The sequence below is a fragment of the Vicinamibacteria bacterium genome (assembly GCA_035620555.1).
Classification (GTDB): domain Bacteria; phylum Acidobacteriota; class Vicinamibacteria; order Marinacidobacterales; family SMYC01; genus DASPGQ01.
On record DASPGQ010000362.1, the window covers coordinates 1 to 19572 of the forward strand.

The window sequence follows — 19572 nt, forward strand, 5'->3', positions numbered from 1 at the left end:
ATTTGCCATGACGTTGTCTTTGCTCCCGCCATCGCGAGGCTAGCGACTCATGCGCGGAGATAAACGGAATAAGCGACCGTCGAACGCCGTCAGGCTGGATGACGAGGACGCGGTCCGGGAAGCGGTCTCGGCCTCAATACTCGGTCTGTGGGACGTCGTGAACACCCTCGCCCGTCTGCGCCCCTCCCGACGCGACCGGTACCGGGTGAGCATTTTCGGCTCGGCCCGGGTCGAGCGGGAAAGCTTCGGGTACCAGGAGACCAGGCGCGCGGCGAAAGCGCTCGCCGAGATGGGTTGCGACATCGTGACCGGAGGGGGACCCGGTCTGATGCAGGCAGCGAACGAGGGCGCGAGCGAGGCGCCAGCGCAAAGCCGCTCCTACGGGATCCGGGTGGATCTTCCGTTCGAGCAGGACGTGAACGCCTTCGTTTCGGAAGCCTTCGAGCACCGGACGTTCTTCACGCGGCTTCACCAGTTCGTCCTCACTTCCGACGCTTTCCTCGTCACTCCGGGAGGCATCGGCACGGTGTTGGAGATGATGATGATCTGGCAGTTGCTCCAGGTGGGGCACCTCCAGGAGACACCTCTCGTGCTGGTGGGGAAAATGTGGCCGCCGCTCATCGAATGGGCGAAGGTCTCCATGCTGTCGGCCGATCCACCGCTCGCGAGCCCGGAAGACATGGCCATACCGGTCTGCGTCGCCGACGCCGATGAGGCCATTGCCCGGATTCGCGCGCACCATCTCGCCTGGTCGAAAGCGCAGGCGGGCTCGCGATAGGTGATTTCCCGCTTGCGAGGGAGAATGCCAGTAGCTGCGTCGGGTGGCTGAGCTTTGAGCGTCCGCTCCGGATCGAAATTACTCCGAGTCTCGAGAGACGTGAAACCGGGCTGGCTCGACCCCGAGCCAGAACGCCATCCCGAGGAGCAGCCGCTCGGCAGCGGTCAGGTGAGACTCGGCCTCGATGACGGCCCGCGCTCGAGCCGGATCGTCGGTGATGATGCCGTCAGCTCCTTGCAGGATCTTCTGCGCAATCGTGAGCTCATCGTTGAGCGTCCAGACATAGACGTCCTGGCCTCGAGCATGAGCCTGCCGAAAGAGCGAGGGGGTCGCGAGAGTGACGCTGACGGCGAGAAAGTCGACGTCGACTTCCGTCAGGCGCCCGACAGCGGTCGCGGCCAGAAGTCCCTTCCGGTACGAGGGTCGGATGTCGCCGATCGTCTCGACCATCTTTCGCTCGAGCGACATCACGGCGATCTCGTTCTCCATGCCGGTCCGCTCGACGATCGCGGCGACCCGCTCTTCGAGCCGTTGGTTGTGGCCGTAGTACTTGAGCTCGATGATGACCTTCGCCCGGTCCTTCGCGCGCAGGAGAACCTCCTCGAGCGTCGGGACCCCCTCGCCCTGGAACTCGGGCGAGAACCAGCTCCCGATGTCGAGCTTCCGCACCTCGGCGAAGCTCCCGTCCCAGATCTTCAGCGGCGAGCCCGCGAGCTTCATGAAGTCGCTGTCGTGTAACACGACGACTTCTCCATCTGCCGTTTCCTGCACGTCGATCTCGACCCAGTCCGTTCCGTCCTCGATCGCACGCTCGACGGACGAGAGCGTATTCTCGGGGGCGAGTGCGGCAGCCCCGCGATGTGCGATCACGGCGACAGGGCGCGGACTGCGGGCGCCCCGGAGCAAGGCCCATCCGATGGCGGCGGAGATTCCCGCCGCCGCCATGACGCCAATGAGGATCCTCTTCCCGCGAAGGAGACGTGTGCCGGGTTCTGGGGTTTCGCTCGTCACGAAGTTCGCGCGGGATCCCCCGCCGAGTCGCTCGTAGAGCGCGACGACGAGCGCTGCGAAGAGCGAGGAGGAAAAAGCGGTGAGGAGCGCGGCCGCGACGACCCCGAGAACGAATGTGGCTCCGAGCGCGGGAACGAGAAGACTCAGCGATCCTTGAAACCGCGGGAGTATCGCGGCGGCCAGGGCGCGCCCTGCGGACGCGCCGACGAGCGAGACCGTCATCGCCGCCGCCGCCCATCCCACGAGAACGCGAGCGACGACGAGGCGATGGCTGCGGGATCGGTCCTCGCTGACGCTCAGGGCTTTCGACGGATCGACGTTCTCGAAGAGCAGCAATGGCAGGGCGTATACCCAGCCGGAAGCGCGGCGAACCAGAAGAACCGCCATCACGAGGAGGAGAGTTCCGATGGCAACGGCTGCCGTCCAGAATACCGGAGGTCTTTCTTTCAAGTAGTAGTTGATGTCGAAATCTGTGAGGAGGAGAAAGTACGCGAGCGCGGCGAGCGCGAGAAAAGGGGCGCAGACCACGAGCGCTTTGACGACGAGGCGAATCGTGACCGCGAGGATCCGGTGGAACCTCCTCCCGCCCCACGCGAGAGCCGAGACGACGGGAGCCCGTGTGCTCCCGGCCGCGCCGAAAGCGATTCCCATGAGACATGCCTGCCCGAGCCCCAGGACCGCGATGCGCCCGGCGGCAGCGAGGACGATGATCGCGAGCCCCAGCGGTCGCAGAGCGAAGTAGAGGATGTCCCGATCGGCGAGGACGGCGCTTCCTGAGAGCGAGATCAGAGAACGGATCCCGAGGCTCACGAGTGGCGTGAGGAGCGCGAACGCGACGAGCTGGTAGAAGAGATCGGTCGAGACGAGCACTCGCCAGTTCCGCCGAAGCTCATCGGCGGCCGTCGTCAGGACTTCGCGAAACGGGGACCTCATCGTGGGATTGAGCCTATTTGCTCTCGAAGAGGGATTTCAAGCGATTTGCCTTTCGCGTGTGGCGCTCTTAGGCTCTCACCGATTTCGGAAAACGGATGCAGCCCCGGAGAAAAACCCCTCAGGCGAGAGCGAGACCAGCTCTCGGTCTGGCAATCCTCGCCGGCCTCACCCTGCTGATGCTCGCACTCTCCCTTCCGGGATCGCTGCGCGATGCCTATGAACGAGGGGGCCTCTACCTCTTTTCCGTCGAGTTTCTCGAGGACCTGCCCAAGCGGCTCACCGGCCCCGGCCGTTTTCGTTTCGTGCTGCAACCGGCGATCGCCGCCGCCCTCGGCATCGTTGCGGGGCGAACCGACGCGAGGGCGGGCAGGCCGACTTTCGTGTATACGATGTTATTCGGGGCACAGGCGCGCGGCGAAGCCTTCTTTCACGCCGTTCAGAGCATCGGAAGCCTTTTGTTGATGGGCGTTCTTCTCGACTCGGTTTGCCAGTGGCTCATTCTCGGTGCCTCTTATCCGGGCCCCGCGCTTGTCGTGGGCCCGGTGCTGATCACGATTCCCTACGCGGTGGCGCGCTCGCTCGCGAACCGGGTCCTGCGCGGGTAAACGAGCTCCCGCTCTCGACGGGCTCGCCGGAGCCACCCGAGTATCGTGTAGGGCGTGAGCGGTAGCCGTCGCCGGCAATCTCCGGTTGCGGCGTCTCCGCCTTGTATTATTGGGATCGTTCTTGTCGATGCCACAGGTCAGCTCCAGAAAAGCGATAGTCGTCACCTCTGGCAAGAGTGAGCTTATAATCTGTCTGACATGGCCCTCGAGGTGGGGACACGCCTCGGTCCCTACGAGATTCGCGGCAGGCTCGGCGCGGGCGGCATGGGAGATGTGTACCGTGCCCGAGATACGCGGCTCGAGCGGAGCGTCGCTATCAAGGTTCTGAAAGACGACGTCGCTCCATCGCCCGACCAGCGAGCTCGATTCGAGAGGGAAGCTCGAACCGTTGCCGCCCTCGAGCACCCGCATATTTGTTCTCTTTACGATGTCGGCCGGGAAGGTGACGTCGATTTCCTCGTCATGCAATATCTCGAGGGCGACACGCTGGCCGAGCGCCTGTCGAAGGGACCACTGCCGCTCGACACGTTCTACGACTACGCCATCGAGATCGCCGATGCCGTCGGGGCGGCGCACAAGCGCGGTATCGTCCACCGCGACCTCAAGCCCGGAAACATCGTTTTGACGAAGTCGGGCGCGATGGTCCTGGACTTCGGATTGGCCAAGCTCTGGGACGCGCCCGAGAGCGGCGAAGACCTCGAGACCCGCTCCCGCTCGGGCCTGACGTCGTCCGGAGTGATTCTGGGAACGCTACCGTACATGGCGCCGGAGCAGCTCCAAGGCAAGGAGCCCGACCCTCGCACCGATATTTTTGCGTTCGGCGCCGTGCTCTACGAGATGCTGACGGCGACCAAAGCCTTCGAGGGGAGGTACGCGACCGAGCTCGTGACCGCCGTCCTCGCTTCCTCGCCCACTCCGGTTCCGTCCCTTAATCCACTCGTTCCCGAAGCGCTCGAGCGCATCGTTCGTCGCTGTCTCGCCAAGGATCCGGAGGAACGATGGCAGACGATGGTGGATGCGCGCGAGGAGCTAAGGTGGGTGAGAGAGCAACCTTGGCCCTCGGGGTCCGCCGCATCCTCCCGAAGGCGTGCTCTCCATTTCTGGGCTCTCCTCGGCGCCGGCGCAGTCGTTGGCGCCGGGCTCGTGGCGTCTCTTCTACTGCGCACCGATAAGCCAGTCGATTCGGTGCCGGCGCCAACCGCGAGGTTCGCCATTCCGCTCGGTGACGACGAGTCCCTCTATGACTTCTCGAGCGCAGCGGTGGCCATTTCTCCTGACGGAACCCGCATCGCTTACGCGGTGAATCGGGGCGCGGGAAGATCCATCCACGTCCGCGCGCTCGATGAGATGGAAAGCCGTCCGATCCCTGGGACCGAACGAGGGAGCGATCCCATCTTCTCTCCCGACGGCGAGTGGCTCGCGTTCGAATCGGCGGGCAAGCTCAAGAAAGTCCCTCTTTCCGGGGGCGCTCCACAATTCCTCGCCAACCTTGCGTTCTCCGCCGGTGCGAGCTGGGGCCCGGACGATATCATCGTTCATACGCCGAACTTCACCGGCGGTCTCTATGCGTTATCCGCTCGGAGTGGAGAAGGACGCCGTCTAACCTCGCCGGAGAAGAACCAGGGGCACCTCTGGCCTGCCGTATTACCCGACGGGAAATCGGTGCTCTTCACGCTTTGGGCGGGTCAACCATCGTACGACCAGGCGAGTATCGCCCTCCTGTCGCTAGAGACAGGGCAATGGAGCGTGGTGCTGGAAGGGGCTTCCTATGCTCGATACGCCCCTCCGGGTCACTTGCTCTTCCTCCGCGGAGGGACCCTCTTCGCAGCGCCGTTCGATCCGGAAGCGTGGAAGATAACCGGCGCGCCGGTGGCAGTGGTCGAGAACGTTCGCAGCGATCCTCTGGATGGCGGCGGGCTCTTCGACGTTTCGCAGACGGGCGCCCTCGTCTACGCTCCGGAAATCGGCGCTTCTCCGGCCCGGAGACTGGCGTGGGTCGATCGTTCGGGAGACCGTTCGATCATCACGAGCGGACCGACTTCATTCTCGTCGCCGCGCATATCGCCCGAAGGAAGTCGCATCGCGATGTTCCTCACCGGGCAAGCGGCCCTCAGCGTCTGGATTTATGGAATCTCCCAAGGGACGCTTGCCCGGGTCACCTTCGGCGCCGATGAGCACAACGTGGCGTGGTCCCCCGATGGCCGGTACGTGGCTTTCGAGTCGGGCCGGGAGGGCGCGCATCAACTCTACATTCGCTCGGCGGACGGCTCGGGAGAAGACGATCCGGTGACGAGGGGCGAGCACCACCATTACCTCTGCGATTGGTCTCCCGACGGCCGATCGCTCGTCTACGTCGAGTTTCATCCCGAGAGCGGCGCCGATCTGTGGGTGGTCGAGACGGAAGGCAATCGAGAGGCGCGAGCCTTCCTTGCCACGAAATTTTGGGAAAAGCAGGCGACGTTTTCTCCCAATGGTCGATGGATTGCCTACGTGTCCGATGAAACGGGTGATTTCGAGGTCTACGTGCGGCCGTTCCCCTCGGGGGAGCCGAGAGTTCCCATTTCGAGCGGAGGCGGCGAAGAGCCCGCCTGGTCGCGATCGGGTGAAGAGTTGTTTTATCGAAACGGAGGTCGCATGATGGCGGTCAGCGTCACCGAGGCGCCCGAGTTCCGCGCTGGACGGCCGGAAGAGCTGTTCGAGGGCCTTTACCACTATGCCCCGTTTCCGACCCGGACCTACGACGTGGGCGAGGACGGGCGCTTCGTCATGGTCACCGAGCCGGAGCCGGCCGAGAGCGTTCGCCAATTGAACGTGGTGTTGAATTGGTCCGCCCGTCTGACGGGGGCCGACCCGAAATGAGCTCTCGGGCGATGATCGGCGGGGAGCGCGCATTGCGTGCTCGCAAACGTCTGGATGCGCCGTGCTCGATATCACGGCACGGGTTCAGAGTAGTACCGGCCGCCATGCGATCTCTTTACAGGTGCTGCGTCAGTCGGCTGATGCCGTAGACTATTCAGTACGAGGGACCGTCACGGTGTCCCGGCCGGACGTCCAGTTGATTCCGCTGACCCTTCCGCTGGGGCCGGTCCGTACCACTCTGCGAGCCGGCGAGAGCGTGACCTTCGACATCGAATTCTGGAACTGAGCGCCGCGCAGTGTCGAGGAGATGCCTCGATACCTGGGCGAAATGGCCCACCTCGCCCGTCCGTCCTCAGGGCACTCCCTGAAACCCGCTGAGGACCGGGGTGTTGGCTCGTGGAGGGGGCACTGGCGCGCTGATTGCATGTTATGTGCAAGCGTCCGGAAAAAACTCATGATCGGACGGACACTCTCCCACTACAGGATTCTGGACGAGATCGGCCGCGGCGGCATGGGTATCGTCTATCGAGCCCTCGACGTGAAACTGAATCGCGAGGTGGCTCTCAAGTGCCTCTCCGACGAGCTCGTTCTCAGCCCCGACTTCAGATGGCGATTCCTGAAAGAGGCCCAGGCGGCCGCATCTCTCGAGCACCCGCACGTCGCCGTCGTCCACGAAGTGGATGAAGCCGACGGCACGATCTTCATGGCGATGGAGCTCCTTCGGGGCAAAACCCTGGGCGAGGTGCTCGACCGAGAGCTCCTGCCCACCGCGCGGGCGCTCGAGATCGCGACCGAGATCGCGGAAGGACTCGCCCACGCTCATGATCGAGGGATCGTTCATCGCGACTTGAAGCCGTCCAACATCCTCGTGACCGACGAGGGCCATGTAAAGATCATGGATTTCGGTCTCGCCAAGCTCGTGGAGCCTGCGCTCGCGGTGTCGAGCGAGTGCCGGACCCCTCTTCGGGGTCGTACGTTGCCGAGCCTGGTCGTCGGGACCCCGTCCTACATGTCCCCGGAGCAGGCGCAAGGAATGAGTGTTGACGGCCGCAGCGACGTATTCAGCTTGGGCGTTTTGTTGCACGAACTGCTTACCGGCGAGCTGCCGTTTCGCGCGCCGAGCGTTCCCGAGCTTCTCCATGAGATCATCCACTCCCCCGCACCGCCTCTGGACGAGGAGCTCTCCTCCCGCGTTCCCGAGCTTCAGCGAATCGTCGACAAGTGCCTCGCGAAGGAACCGTCGAAACGCTACCAGGGGATGAAGGAACTTTGCGTGGATCTCGCCACCGTGCGAGGGCTGATAACCGGCTCGCCGGTGTCGGTCGGCGCCGGATGGAGATACGCGTTGCCCCTCGCGCGGTGGATCGTCCTCGGTCTCCTGGTTCTCGCCGCGGTGGGACTCTGGCTTTCTCGGCGTTCCCTGGAGGTAGTAGTCTCTCCCGCGCGGGCCGTGCCGATTACCAGCTTCGAAGGATCCGAGGTGGAGCCCGCGTTGTCTCCGGATGGTAGTTTCGTCGCCTATGCATGGGACCAGGGCGGCAGCGAGACTTTTCAGCTCCAGGTACAGCTCATCGGCTCGGCCGAGCCGCTACGGCTCACCGAAGGAGCCCAACCGGCCTGGTCGCCCGACGCTCGTCAGATCGCTTTTCTTCGACGGACGGAAGGCAATCGCTACCTCATCCAGATGATCCCGGCCTTGGGTGGCCCGGAACGATCTCTCGGCACGGTGAACGCGTACTTCCCGGGATTGGACTGGTCTCCCGACGGTGCGCTGCTCGCGGTCGTCCACCGGGGTTCCGAGGAGACGCCGGAGAGTATCTTCCTGATGTCCCGGGAAACGGGCGACATGGAAAAGCTCACGCATCCACCCAGCACCGCGGAGGGCGACCGAGCTCCGGTCTTCTCGCCCGACGGCAAGAGCATCGCTTTCGTCCGCTGGCGCGAGGGAGCGCGGACGGAGATCTTCGTCCGACGTCTGGACGATGGCGACGAAGCTTCGGTCCTGACACACGAGGGCATCGTTCGGGACCTCGGTTGGTGGGGCGACGGCACTGCTCTCATTTTTTCGTCGTACTGGAGAGGCAATACTGGCTTGTGGAGGGTTCCCGCCGGTGGAGGGGTTCCGACTCGGCTTCCCTTTGGGGAGAACGCCCGCGAGCTCACCACCGCGCGGACAGGGAACCGGCTGGTTTTTTCCCGTGCGGTCAGCGACACCAACGTCTGGCGCGTCGGTGGGCCGAGAGCTGAGGCGATCTCTCCACCGCAGAAGTGGATCGCTTCCACGCGAGACGACTGGTCGCCGCAGTATTCACCTGACGGGAGCCGGATCGCCTTCACCTCCGACCGCTCGGGTGAACCGCAGATCTGGATCTGGGAGAGCACTACCGGGGAGATCTCGCGAATGCCATTCGAGGGTGCGGCAACGGTCCCGCGCTGGTCGCCAGACGGCGATTACCTTTCATTCGCGGGAGACGTGGGCGGAAACTTCGATGTGTACGTGTCGAGCGTCGTGGGAGGATTCACCCGCCGCCTCACGAATCACCCGGGGACCGACGCCCCGGGGAGCTGGTCTCCCGACGGGCACACCATTTATTTTGCATCGGATCGAACGGGGAGCTACCAAGTGTGGATGGTTCCGGCCGAGGGCGGTCAGGCAGAGCGACTCTCACGAGAAGGAGGAGTGTTTCCCTGCGCCTCTTCCGATGGGCGGTTCTTGTTCTACCTGGGAGAGGGGTTTGGGAGAACCTTCGGGATTTCGCTAGAAAGCGGTGAGGAGACGGTCGTTCTCGAAACGGAGATATACCGGGCGAGTTTGCAATTGTGGCGCCGGCGACTCGTGTACCTCCGCGAGGAAGAAAGGTCGGGGTTTCTCATCGAGAGCTTCGATCTGGACAAAGGTCAGGTGATCCCGGTAGCGGAGCTCGGTCCAGACACCCGCATCGGCAAGTACGGAGGGTTGAGCGTTTCTCCCGACGGGCGCTGGATCCTCTATCCACAGGAGGACGGCGTAGGGAGCGATCTCGTTCTGCTGGAAGAATGAATCGCTCGCCTTGGAAAAACGTAAGGTATCGAGACGGGAGTTCTCATGAGCTCATCATCATTGGAATCCTTCATCCACTCTCTGCCCAAGGTCGAGATCCATCTGCATCTGGAGGGTGCCGTCCCCCTCGAAGCGCTTTGGGAGCTCGTCCAGAAGTATCGCGGCTCCATCGCAATCGTCGACGGGAATTAGGCTGGGTCTCCGAGCTTTCGATAGCGGTGCCTGGCAACCTGAAAACCAGGGATGGGTAGGACCGCCGAACTAGGGAAGATACCGATTCACCAACCTTCTAAACGCCGTTTGACCGTTAGACCTCGTCAAAATCTCCCCACAGCTTTTGACACGGAGCGGTGCGAGTAGAAGCGAAGAGCGCGGACTCTGTGCAGAAGGCTTCGGTTTTTCATACGAATTATCTCAATTCCCCCTTCCCAGCACCTCGAAACGTCGCGACAGACGATTGCCCGCCGCATCGATGACGGGTCACCTGGTGCGAGCCGGGCTCGATGTCGTGCGCTGCTGGTGAAAGGTGCGGGTTGTGCCGAGATACCCGTCGTCGAGGTGCCAGTGGAGACCGCGAGCGTGGCGGACTCGGCCCAGGAAAGCGAGCTCTCGCCGTGCACACGTCAACGTTCCTTATTCATTTAGGGAACCGCAAATGGGTCCTCGATTTGGATTCCGGCGATGATCTGTCCGGGATTCAGATCCTCGGAAAGAATTCGCGACGCTCCACCTTTGACGGCGGCGGTGACGATGAGCGCGTCCCAGAAACTGATGCTGTTTTCCTGCTCGATTTCCGAAGCACGCGTCACATCCTTCGGGAGGATCCATTCGGTTTGCCAGAGTGTATAATTTCGAACGACTTCCCTCGCTGTGGCCATGGGCAGCGGCTCCGGAATCTTCCGGGTTACGTTGACGTAGAACTCTTGAAGCACCTGAACGCTCAGTATCCCGGTGCGCGTTCCCCATAGCTCGGCGATCATATCGGCGGCGCGCCGGTGACGGTAGCCAGCCTCGGTGTCGTGCGCGTATACCAAGACGTTGGTATCGACAAAAACCCTATCGGCGCTCATGCAGTTCTTCTCGCGATGCGCGGATCGAGCCACCTAGCTTGAATCCGCGCTCGAGAAACTGCAACGCGGAACGTCTCGCGGCCTCGTAGGCATCGTCGTCACCTACTAGCCGCTCCAGCTCAGACGCCAGAAGTCCACTCACGGAAGTTCCACGCTTTGCCGCCAGCACTTTCGCCTTGTGGATAGTTACCTTATCTAGCTGAACCGTAATGTTTTGTCTATCCGCCAATGGCTTACCCTCGTCAGGCACGCTTTTTCGTGTACCACGTACAAAGAGTATACCACGCAGAATGCGGAATACTTGCCACTGAGTCACTCGATGAAGTGGCCCGGAGAGCCTCGAGGGCAGAACCGCGTGGGGAACCTCCCAGTTATCGCCGCCGTGCGGCGGGCACGCAGTCCCGGGATGCACAGTTCCGGAGGATGCTCTCGCTCCTGGAAGGGAGTGCTCATGTTCCCACACTGCCCCGGCCAGTGGGTCGGAACTCCGAAGTACATGAGCCCCGAGCAGGCGGAGATGATGGAGTTCGACGGCATGCGACGCATCCTTTTCCGGCGACGCGCTGGTCGAGGTGGCGAGCGACGGCGTTGTCGGTGAAGCCTCGCCGCCGGTCGTGGGTGTTCTCGAATCGGTCTTCCCAGAGCGCCTTGACGTTCTCGTGGTTGTTCCTCGACCACCTGAAATAACGCCGTTCTCCGGCGGGTTGCGAGGCCGATAAATCGGAGGAAGGCTTGCCGGTTCGGGGAGGTTCCAACACGAAGTCACCCAGACGCCAATGGGGCGTAAGGACGAAATCCACGCTCGGGGTGCCTCCCGGGGATTTCCAGAAATCTCACGATCGCAACCTCCACCTCGCCTGAAGATGCGCGTGCGTTCCTCATGAGGCAGTTGTACGAACGGGGATGCTCCTCGGGGATGTCGGCGGACAGTCGTTCGGTTCACATCGTGCGCAACTATCGGAGGCAGTTCTCCGTCTAAGCTCAGAGGTGGTATGGGAACCCTACAAGATCTCCGGTATGCGACGAGGCAGTTCTTAAAAGCGCCCGGTTTCACCGTGACCGTCATTCTGACCCTCGCGCTCGGGATTGGGGCGACGACGTCCATCTTCACGCTGGTGCATGCCGTCTTGCTGAAGTCCCTGCCCGTATCCGAGCCCCATGAGCTCTATCGGGTGGGCGACAACGAGAACTGTTGTGTCAACGGCGGAATGCAAGGGAGCTGGTCGCTCTTTTCGTACGCGAAGTACGAGCACTTCCGCGACGAGGTGGAGGGGTTCAGCGAGCTCGCGGCGTTTCAGGCCGGCCGCAGCCTCGCCGGAGTCCGCCGGAGTGGGAGCGACCAACCCGCGGAGTCCCAACAAATCCAATGGGTCTCCGGAAATTTCTTTTCGATGTTCGGGGTCGGCTCCTATATCGGACGTGTTTTCACGCAGGACGATGACCGTGAGGGTGTGGATCCAGTCGTGGTCATGAGCTATCAAACCTGGAGCCAGAAGTACGGGATGGACCCGTCGGTCGTCGGCGCGAGCTTCACCTTCAATGGTCGACCGTTTACGGTCGTTGGGGTTACGCCGCCGAGCTTCTCGGGAGACCGGCTCGACAGAACGCCGGCGTTTTGGATTCCAATCCATGGGCAGCGTCTCATCGATGGCAGCCCGACGCTCATGGACTTCCCTACCTCCGATTGGCTCGACATCATCGGCCGCATCGCGCCGGGCGCGGATCCGGAACGTATCGAAGCCCAGCTGCAAGTGCTCCTTCGTCAGTGGCTCCTGAGCCCGGTGGCCGAGCTCGATGAGGGGGAGAAAGAGCTCGTTGCCAACCAGACGCTCAACCTGTCGCCCGGTGGGGCGGGCGTTCAGATGATGCGCAACCGGTACGAGTCGGGCATCCGTCTTTTGATGTGGGTCTCGGGCTTCGTGCTGGTCATCGCGTGCGCCAACGTGGCAAACCTCATGCTGGTGCGGGCGGCGAGCCGGCGCGAACAGACCTGTCTTCGTACTGCGCTCGGCGCCGGGCGCTCCCGGCAGATAGCCCAGGTGCTGACGGAGAGCACCGCGCTAGGTCTACTCGGCGGCCTCGCCGGGATCGCACTCGCCTTCTGGGGGACGAGCCTCATCCTGACGCTCGCGTTTCGGGACAATGCCGTCGCCATCGATCCTATGCCGTCGCTTCCGGTGCTCGGTTTCACGCTCGCGGTTTCGGTGCTCACAGGTATTCTCTTCGGCGTCGTTCCCGCCTGGATGACGGCCAAGATAGACCCCGCGGATGCTTTGCGGAATGCTCGTCGTTCGACGGGCCACTCCGGCGGCTGGACCCAGAAGTCCCTCGTCGTTGCCCAGGCGGCGCTCTCTCTCGTGCTTCTCGGTGCGGCGGGACTCCTGATGGAGAGTCTCCGAAACATGCAGCGCCAGGATTTCGGGTTCGAGCCCGAGAATCGCTACATCTTCCATCTCGATCCTCGGATGGCTGGCTATGATACGGACGCTCTTCCCGCTCTCTATCGTCAGCTCGAAAACGATCTCCGGGCGATTCCGGGTGTTCGTCGTGTGAGCTTCGCGATGTACGCGCCCATGGAAGGCAACAACTGGGGCGAGACCGTTTATATCGACGGCCAGGAGCCCCCTCCGCCCGGGAGCTACGAAAACAGCTCGTCGTGGCTTCGGGTGAGCCCAGGCTACTTCGAGACCCTCGGCACCGAGATCGTTCAAGGCCGCGCCTTCACCGAGCAGGACAACGAGAGCTCGCGCCACGTGGCCATCGTCAATGAGACGTTCGCGACCAAGTTCTTTCAGAGCCCCGAAGATGCGATCGGCCGACGCTTCGGGGACTTGGACCAGAAATACGCGGGAGCGTTCGAAATTGTCGGCGTCGCGGAAGATGCTCAGTACCGAGGGCCGACGAGGGAGATTCCGCCGAGGTTCTATCTGCCGTCGGCACAGTGGATGCAGTACGACGTGCCGCGCCTCCAGGCGTTCGAGGAAGCGAATCACTTCTTGAACACCGCCGTGCTCCTCACCGAAGCGGCGATCTCTCGGTTGGAGCCGCAGGTACGGGCCGCTCTCGCGAAGGCGAATCCGGATCTGGCTCTCATCGACTTCATGACCTACGGCGACCTCGTGGACGGGAACTTCTCGCAGCAGGCCATGCTCACGAAACTGACTTCCCTTTTTGGCGTGCTGGCTTTGATTTTGGCCTCGATCGGGCTCTACGGAACGACCGCCTACTCGGTAGAGCGCCGCACGAGCGAGATAGGCCTCCGGATGGCGTTGGGCGCCGACCGATGGAAGGTCTTGAAGCTCGTGCTTCGCGGCGCCTTCTCCCAGGTCGGCATCGGCCTGGCGATCGGGATTCCGGCGAGCATCGCGGCGGGCCACGCGATGACCACGCAATTGTTCGAAGTGAAGCCCTACTCTCCGGCGATTCTGCTCGTAACGACGGTGGTTTTGAGCCTGGCCGCGTTCGTCGCCTCGATCGTCCCGGCTCAACGGGCATCGAGCTTGGAAGCCAGCCGCGCTTTGAGGATGGAGTAGTGAGAGTCGGCCCTTTCGTCGAGAAGTGGACGATCAAGACAGAAACAAACGAATCGCGGCGTTGTCTGGGCTCAGGGGTTTACGGATAGCCGAGCTCGTCGAGAAATGCCAGGAAGTCGTCGCCCCGTTCGGCCGGGGGCACCTCGAACGCCGCGAGCACCCGCCCGAAGTCGGAACCGTGGTCCCGAGGAATCGAAGTCAACTGACGGATCCCCCGCAGCCCTGGCTCAGGCGGGAATCTGCTCGTACGAGAACTCGGGAATTCCCGTTCGCGATGAGGCGTGCTCGATCGTCATGGCGCAGAGATTTCCATCGGAGTCGAAATCCAGAACGGTATTCTCGTCCAGATCACGGGTCTCGGCAACGGATCCATCGCGAAACTGAATGTAGAGCGTGTCGGTTTCTGCGTAGTACTTAACTTTCATGGCTCGAATCCACGGTCAAAGGCATTGTGGACGGTCTCCCCATCCTCTTAGAGCACGACACGAAGATAACGCCCCTCCATCTCCGGAATCTGTACCCACCGTCGAATGCGGCCATCCTGCTGCACTTGCTGCCGTTGCGGTTGTTCAACGCCGCGTTTGATCCACTCGTCCAAGATTATTGCTCGATCGGGTCTTGTGCGTATCTCGAGAAAGTACCGAGTGAATCGCACCCTTCCCACTGTAGCAGAGTGCGAGCTGGGTGACGACCAGCGGTGTGGACGCGCGGGGTCGGACTCCACCCCGAGAGCCGGAGCCGGACCAAGGTCGCAGGCCGACGGCCTCTCGGCCAAACAGTTCCTCCCGCTCTCCACCCATGCCTAGTCCTTGTCCATTTCAACGAAACGACATTCCTCGGGTAGCGAACCCAACGCTGGCGGCGTCTCTGCCACCAGATAGCCCCCAGCTCGAAGACGAGCTTTCCATTGCATTGCCTTTCCATTCCAGGTGTGGCACCCTCACCTCGGAGCTCACGAGCACACCCTTGAGACGGAAATTCGGCTCGATCCCGACTTTGCCCGTGTGAAAGGTCCTACCCCTAACCACAGGAAAACGATGAAACTTTCCAATCTCATCATGGCCGCCGTGGTGTCGATCGCGATGCCGGCTCGTGCGCAGGAGACCCGTGACAGCGAGCACGCCAGGAAGGCGCTTGCGATCTTCCGCACGCTCATCGAGGTGGATACCTCGAAGCGCATGGGCAACACGCCGAAGGTGGCGCGCTATCTGGCGGACGAACTGGTCGCGGCGGGCTTCCCCAAAGGCGACGTCGAGATTCTGCCGAAGGGGGAGCTCGCGTCGCTGGTGGTCCGCTATCGCGGCGACGGCTCTTCCGGCGCGCGGCCGATCCTTTTCCTCGCGCACATGGACGTGGTCGAGGCTTACGCCGAGGACTGGAAGCGTCCGCCCTTCGAGCTGACCCGAGACGAGAAGTACTTCTACGGCCGCGGCACCATCGACAACAAGTTCGGCGTCGCGCATCTGACCTCGACCTTCATCCGGCTCAAGAAGGACGGCTTCGTCCCCACCCGGGACCTGTTCCTGGTCTTCTCCGGGGACGAGGAGACCGGCATGACGACCACCCGCATGCTCGCCTACGAGCGGCCCGACTTGGCGCAGGCCGAGTTCGCGCTGAACTCGGATGCCGGAAGCGGCGACCTCGACAGGGACGGCAACGCCGTGACCTACAACATCCAGGCGGCCGAGAAGACCTACGTCACCTGGGAGATCACCGTGCGCAATCCCGGCGGGCACAGCTCGCGCCCGCGAGAAGACAACGCCATCTACGAGCTTGCGGATGCCATCGAGAGGATCCGGGCGTACCAATTCCCGGTACGCTGGAGCGAGATGACGCGCGGCTATTTCCGGGAGACCGGCCGCAAGCTGGGCGGCGAGCTGGGGGAGGCGATGCGGCGCTTCGCCGACGACCCGACGGACGAGGCCGCAGCCGAGCGCCTGGCACGGGAGCCGTCTTACGTGGGAACCACGCGCACGACCTGCGTGGTCACGATGCTGCGTGCGGGCCACGCGGAGAATGCCCTGCCGCAGTCGGCCACCGCGACGGTCAACTGCCGCATCTTTCCCGGTGTGTCGGTGGCCGAGGTGGAGAGCGCGTTGCGGAGAGCGGTCTCCGACCAAGCGGTGGAGTTCGAGATGCTGGGCCAGCCGACGGAGAGCCCGATCTCCGAGCTGCGCGAGGACGTGGTGGCGGCCGTCACCCGGGCGGTGCACGCCCGCTACCCCGACGTGGAGATCGTCGCCTTCATGGAGTCCGGCGGCACAGACGGAGTGCACTTTCGCAAGGCGGGCGTCCCCACGTGGGGGGTCAGCGGCATCTTCATGAACCCGGACGAGATGTACGCCCACGGCCTCGACGAGCGGGTGCCGATCTCCGGCTTCTACGGCGCGCTGGACCACTGGAGCGTCATCATCCGGGCGCTGGCCGGATCCGAGGACTGAGACACCGCTACACCCGACTGGGCCCTGCGGGGTTAACCTCTCTCTCTAGAGTTACTCATGGCCGAGTGGCCACTCCGACAGATGAAACGATATAGAGTGCTCAATGCCGTGGCGGGACCCGCGATCGCCCGGCCGCCACGGCTCGGCCTTTGCGGCGCTTCGCGCCGATCTCGCGGCAGACGTTTTTGGCCGCCACTCGGCAGGCAGGGCTGTACTTTTTCATCAGCCTGCAGAGCGCTTCCCATGGCGTTGCCGGCCGGCACGCGCAACTCGGCGACTACGAGATCCTGGCCTCGCTGGGGGCCGGAGCGATGGAGGATGTCCTTGGCCCGCTGTTCGCGGTAGTCTCGTTGCTGGCGTGCTAGCCCATGCGTCCACCTAAAATTTGCTTCCGAGGAAAACGCTATGAGATCGGAGTAGGATTTCCTACCTTGAGTGGATCTATCGGGAGGCGACGTTGGAAGGGGAGGGTCTCCTTCCGCACGGAGCTCCGCCCTCGGGTGTTCGTTCCTCGCTATCGAAGGCCCTGCACGAGAAACAGGTCTGAGTACCCTCGTTGGAACGTGTAGTAGAAGGACTCGCCGTCGTCCGAGATTTGGATCGCATAGATGTCGTCGAGCCCTGATGGATCTGGCTCAATCGTCTTCCAGAGCTGCCGCTGTCCCGTCTCGATCTCGATACGATAGACGCTCATGGAACGGTCGCCTTCCTCCGCGTAGAACAGATGGCGCCCGTCGGTCGTGAAGCGGATCACTAGCGCCGAATCGGGGACGTCGAGAACGCGGGGCTCACCTCCGTCGAGTGGGTAGAGCGCAATCTTTCCGTCGTGCGCCGCGGCGATCGTCGTGCCGTCCGGAGACACCGGGCTCGACCCGAGAATGGCGCCCCCTTTGAAGAATGAGACCGGACCGGTGATCGCCTGAGGCTTTCCGTTGGGAACGCTTTGGCGAAACCAGCGCAAAGGCTCACCCTCTTCGATTCCGGCGAAGACGATCTCGTCCACGTCCGAGACGAACGATGCCGTGACGAAGTCGACGATGGAGTCGTTGTCGACCTCGGTCGGCGTCCCTGGCCCCGTCGGAAGGAGAACGAGAGACACCGGATCGCGCGGCATCGTGAGCGCCCACTTGCCGTCGGGAGACAGGTCGAACGCCTGACCGTCGCCGAGGCGAACGGCCGGCGAGCGGTCGGCGTTGCGCAGATACACGGCCCACTCCTCACCGCCCCCTTCGCCGTACTCGGTGAGAAGCAGCGTCTTGCCATCGCCGCTGATGGCATCGATCTCGGTGCTGTCGAGCCACGAAAAATCGCGCAGAACCGTATCGCCCGGAGCGATGCCCATCACCCCGACCCGAGAGTTGGTGCGCGCCACTAGGAGCCGGCCGTCCCTCTCGACGTCGAGAATGCGGAGGGGTATCGGCGGCCGCAGAAGCGTACGCAGGGAGCCGTTACGAGACATCGCGTGGAGGTCGGGAGTCGCTCCTTGAGCCATGTTGAACCAAACTTCGCCACCGTCGGGAGACCACGCCAAATCCATCCTGTCTCCCCGGAACCCGGTGTCGAACCGTGTCGCTTCCCCGTCGAAGGTGAGAAACCCGAGAGACCAGCTCGAGGAAAAGCCCATGGCTTTCTCGCCGAACGCGATCGCGTTGCCGTCGGGCGACACTCTCGGAGACGAAAGGACGTTCGTCGTCTCGTAGATGACCGTGCCTATCGGGAGCTCGACGCGAAACCGGCCATCGATCCGGCGAACGACGACCAACTCGTCTCCGTCCGCCGTCCAGTCCGCGAACAGAACGCTCTCCGAAATATCTCGGGCGGCTCCGCTCGAGGCGGTGGTCAGAGCGAGGGTTCCCGCGGTTCCGTCGACGTCATCCCAGGTGACGAGCCCTGCGCCGTCCGCTTTCCGGAGGACCGCCATCTCGCCGCGCGACGACACGCTCAAGACGTCGGCGCCTTTCAAACCGAGCTCACGCGACGCCCGCGTGCCCGGTAGCGTCGAGTAGACCTCCGGCACCGCCCCATCCCAGGATGCGGTGTAGATTACGTCGCGGCTTTCTGGATCGAACTGGGCCGTGTACACCCTGCCGCGCCGGAACGTCAGGCGCTCGTAGGTGACGAGCGGTTCATCGGACGCACCGCTCGAGGCGCGGCCCAACCAATAGGCGGCGAGCACGGCGACGATCGCGAGCGTCACCGCGGTCCAGGAACGACTGGTTTCGCGAGGGGCCGCTTCGACTTTGGCGGGCCCGGACTCCCGGGACACGGACTCGAGCGCGAAGGCCAGATCGTAGGCGGACTGGAAACGCTCGCCGGGATTCTTCTCGAGGCAACGGTGCACGATGCGCTCGAGAGCCGGCGGGGACTCGCGCAACTCCGCCGTGTCGTCCTTGAGGATCGCGGTCATGGTTTCCGCACCGGTTTCCCGTTGGAATGCCCGAAGACCGGAGAGCATCTCGTAGAGGATCGCTCCGAACGCAAAGATGTCCGAACGGTGATCGGCTCGCTCACCCCGCACCTGCTCGGGAGACATATAACCCACGGTGCCGAGGACCACTCCGGGCTCGGTCCCGGCCGCACGCGTCGGCGCGGAAGACTGGGATTCATCACGCGCCGCCTGGGGCGAAACCATTTTCGCGAGCCCGAAGTCGAGAATCTTCACGCGACCATCCGTGGTGATGAAAAGGTTCTCGGGCTTGAGGTCCCGGTGAACGACGTCTTTCCCGTGGGCGGCGGCGAGTCCACGGGCTACTTGAGCGCCATATTCGATCGCTTTTCTCGCCGGCAGGGGGCCCTGGCTGAGCCGTTCCCGAAGCGTCTCTCCCTCGAGCAGCTCCGTCACCGCGAAACTGTGGCCGTCCGCGGTACCGAAATCGTAGATGGCGAGGATGTTGGGATGTGACAGCGCCGCGACCGCCCGAGCTTCGCGCTCGAATCGCGAGAGACGGTCCGGATCTCGGGCGAAGGACTCGGGAAGAACTTTGACGGCGACGTCACGTCCGAGCTTCGTATCGCGCGCTCGGTAGACCTCGCCCATACCGCCGGCGCCGATCGGCGCCTCGACTTCGTAGGAGCCTAATGTCGTACCTGGTTCGAGTGACATCCGGGGCACCGCGTCTTCACTGGTCACGGTAGCTTATCGATGAAAACGACCGATGTCCACGAAGCGAAGCGCCGTCCGCTTGCGGGTTTCCGTTGTCCAGGTCGGGGCCGTGGCGGATGTGGCAGCAAATTGAAGTTCAAGGTTTCGCCGGTGTCCGTAACGCCGTTGCCCGCGGGTTGCGAGGCCGAAAAGAATCGGA

At 63.2% G+C, this 19572-nt stretch carries 14 protein-coding genes; 8 read left to right on the forward strand and 6 right to left on the reverse strand.

Going from position 1 to position 19572, the window contains the following annotated elements:
• The first annotated feature begins 49 nt into the window (after nt 1–49).
• The gene (locus VEK15_14640) at nt 50–778 is read left to right on the forward strand and encodes an LOG family protein (protein HXV61932.1); all 729 of its coding nucleotides are present in this window, start codon (nt 50–52) and stop codon (nt 776–778) included.
• A gap of 78 nt (nt 779–856) precedes the next feature.
• Here VEK15_14640 and VEK15_14645 read toward each other — a convergent pair whose 3' ends face one another.
• Complete coding sequence (locus VEK15_14645; GenBank protein HXV61933.1) at nt 857–2722, reverse strand: glycerophosphodiester phosphodiesterase family protein; 1866 nt, start codon at nt 2720–2722, stop codon at nt 857–859.
• A gap of 95 nt (nt 2723–2817) precedes the next feature.
• Here VEK15_14645 and VEK15_14650 point away from each other — a divergent pair, with 95 nt between their 5' ends.
• The 4 genes from VEK15_14650 to VEK15_14665 all read left to right on the forward strand — a co-directional run bounded on the left by VEK15_14650 (nt 2818) and on the right by VEK15_14665 (nt 9418).
• Nucleotides 2818–3327: a hypothetical protein gene (locus VEK15_14650; protein ID HXV61934.1), complete on the forward strand. Its 510-nt coding sequence runs from the start codon at nt 2818–2820 to the stop codon at nt 3325–3327.
• Nucleotides 3328–3525: 198 nt separating this feature from the next.
• Nucleotides 3526–6186 carry a protein kinase gene (locus VEK15_14655; GenBank protein HXV61935.1) on the forward strand — a complete coding sequence of 887 codons (2661 nt, stop codon included), beginning with the start codon at nt 3526–3528 and terminating at the stop codon, nt 6184–6186.
• A gap of 454 nt (nt 6187–6640) precedes the next feature.
• On the forward strand, nt 6641–9226 hold the full coding sequence (locus VEK15_14660) for a protein kinase (GenBank protein HXV61936.1): 2586 nt from the start codon (nt 6641–6643) through the stop codon (nt 9224–9226).
• Between the two features lie 45 nt (nt 9227–9271).
• The gene (locus tag VEK15_14665) at nt 9272–9418 is read left to right on the forward strand and encodes a hypothetical protein (GenBank protein HXV61937.1); all 147 of its coding nucleotides are present in this window, start codon (nt 9272–9274) and stop codon (nt 9416–9418) included.
• 449 nt (nt 9419–9867) lie between these two features.
• On the opposite strand, the gene VEK15_14670 is transcribed toward VEK15_14665, so the two are convergent.
• Entirely contained in the window at nt 9868–10296 is a 429-nt protein-coding gene (locus VEK15_14670; GenBank protein HXV61938.1) for a PIN domain-containing protein, read from the reverse strand.
• Nucleotides 10297–10608: 312 nt separating this feature from the next.
• The gene (locus VEK15_14675; protein ID HXV61939.1) at nt 10609–10833 is read right to left on the reverse strand and encodes a hypothetical protein; all 225 of its coding nucleotides are present in this window, start codon (nt 10831–10833) and stop codon (nt 10609–10611) included.
• A gap of 455 nt (nt 10834–11288) precedes the next feature.
• On the opposite strand from VEK15_14675, the gene VEK15_14680 reads away from it, so the two are divergent.
• Complete coding sequence (locus VEK15_14680) at nt 11289–13829, forward strand: ABC transporter permease (protein ID HXV61940.1); 2541 nt, start codon at nt 11289–11291, stop codon at nt 13827–13829.
• 79 nt (nt 13830–13908) lie between these two features.
• Here VEK15_14680 and VEK15_14685 read toward each other — a convergent pair whose 3' ends face one another.
• Complete coding sequence (locus VEK15_14685) at nt 13909–14031, reverse strand: hypothetical protein (protein ID HXV61941.1); 123 nt, start codon at nt 14029–14031, stop codon at nt 13909–13911.
• Nucleotides 14032–14056: 25 nt separating this feature from the next.
• Entirely contained in the window at nt 14057–14254 is a 198-nt protein-coding gene (locus tag VEK15_14690) for a DUF2283 domain-containing protein (GenBank protein ID HXV61942.1), read from the reverse strand.
• Nucleotides 14255–14866: 612 nt separating this feature from the next.
• Here VEK15_14690 and VEK15_14695 point away from each other — a divergent pair.
• On the forward strand, nt 14867–16270 hold the full coding sequence (locus VEK15_14695) for a M20/M25/M40 family metallo-hydrolase (GenBank protein ID HXV61943.1): 1404 nt from the start codon (nt 14867–14869) through the stop codon (nt 16268–16270).
• A gap of 149 nt (nt 16271–16419) precedes the next feature.
• Nucleotides 16420–16635 carry a hypothetical protein gene (locus VEK15_14700; GenBank protein ID HXV61944.1) on the forward strand — a complete coding sequence of 72 codons (216 nt, stop codon included), beginning with the start codon at nt 16420–16422 and terminating at the stop codon, nt 16633–16635.
• A gap of 149 nt (nt 16636–16784) precedes the next feature.
• Here VEK15_14700 and VEK15_14705 read toward each other — a convergent pair whose 3' ends face one another.
• Nucleotides 16785–19400: a serine/threonine-protein kinase gene (locus VEK15_14705; protein HXV61945.1), complete on the reverse strand. Its 2616-nt coding sequence runs from the start codon at nt 19398–19400 to the stop codon at nt 16785–16787.
• Between the last annotated feature and the right edge of the window lie 172 nt (nt 19401–19572).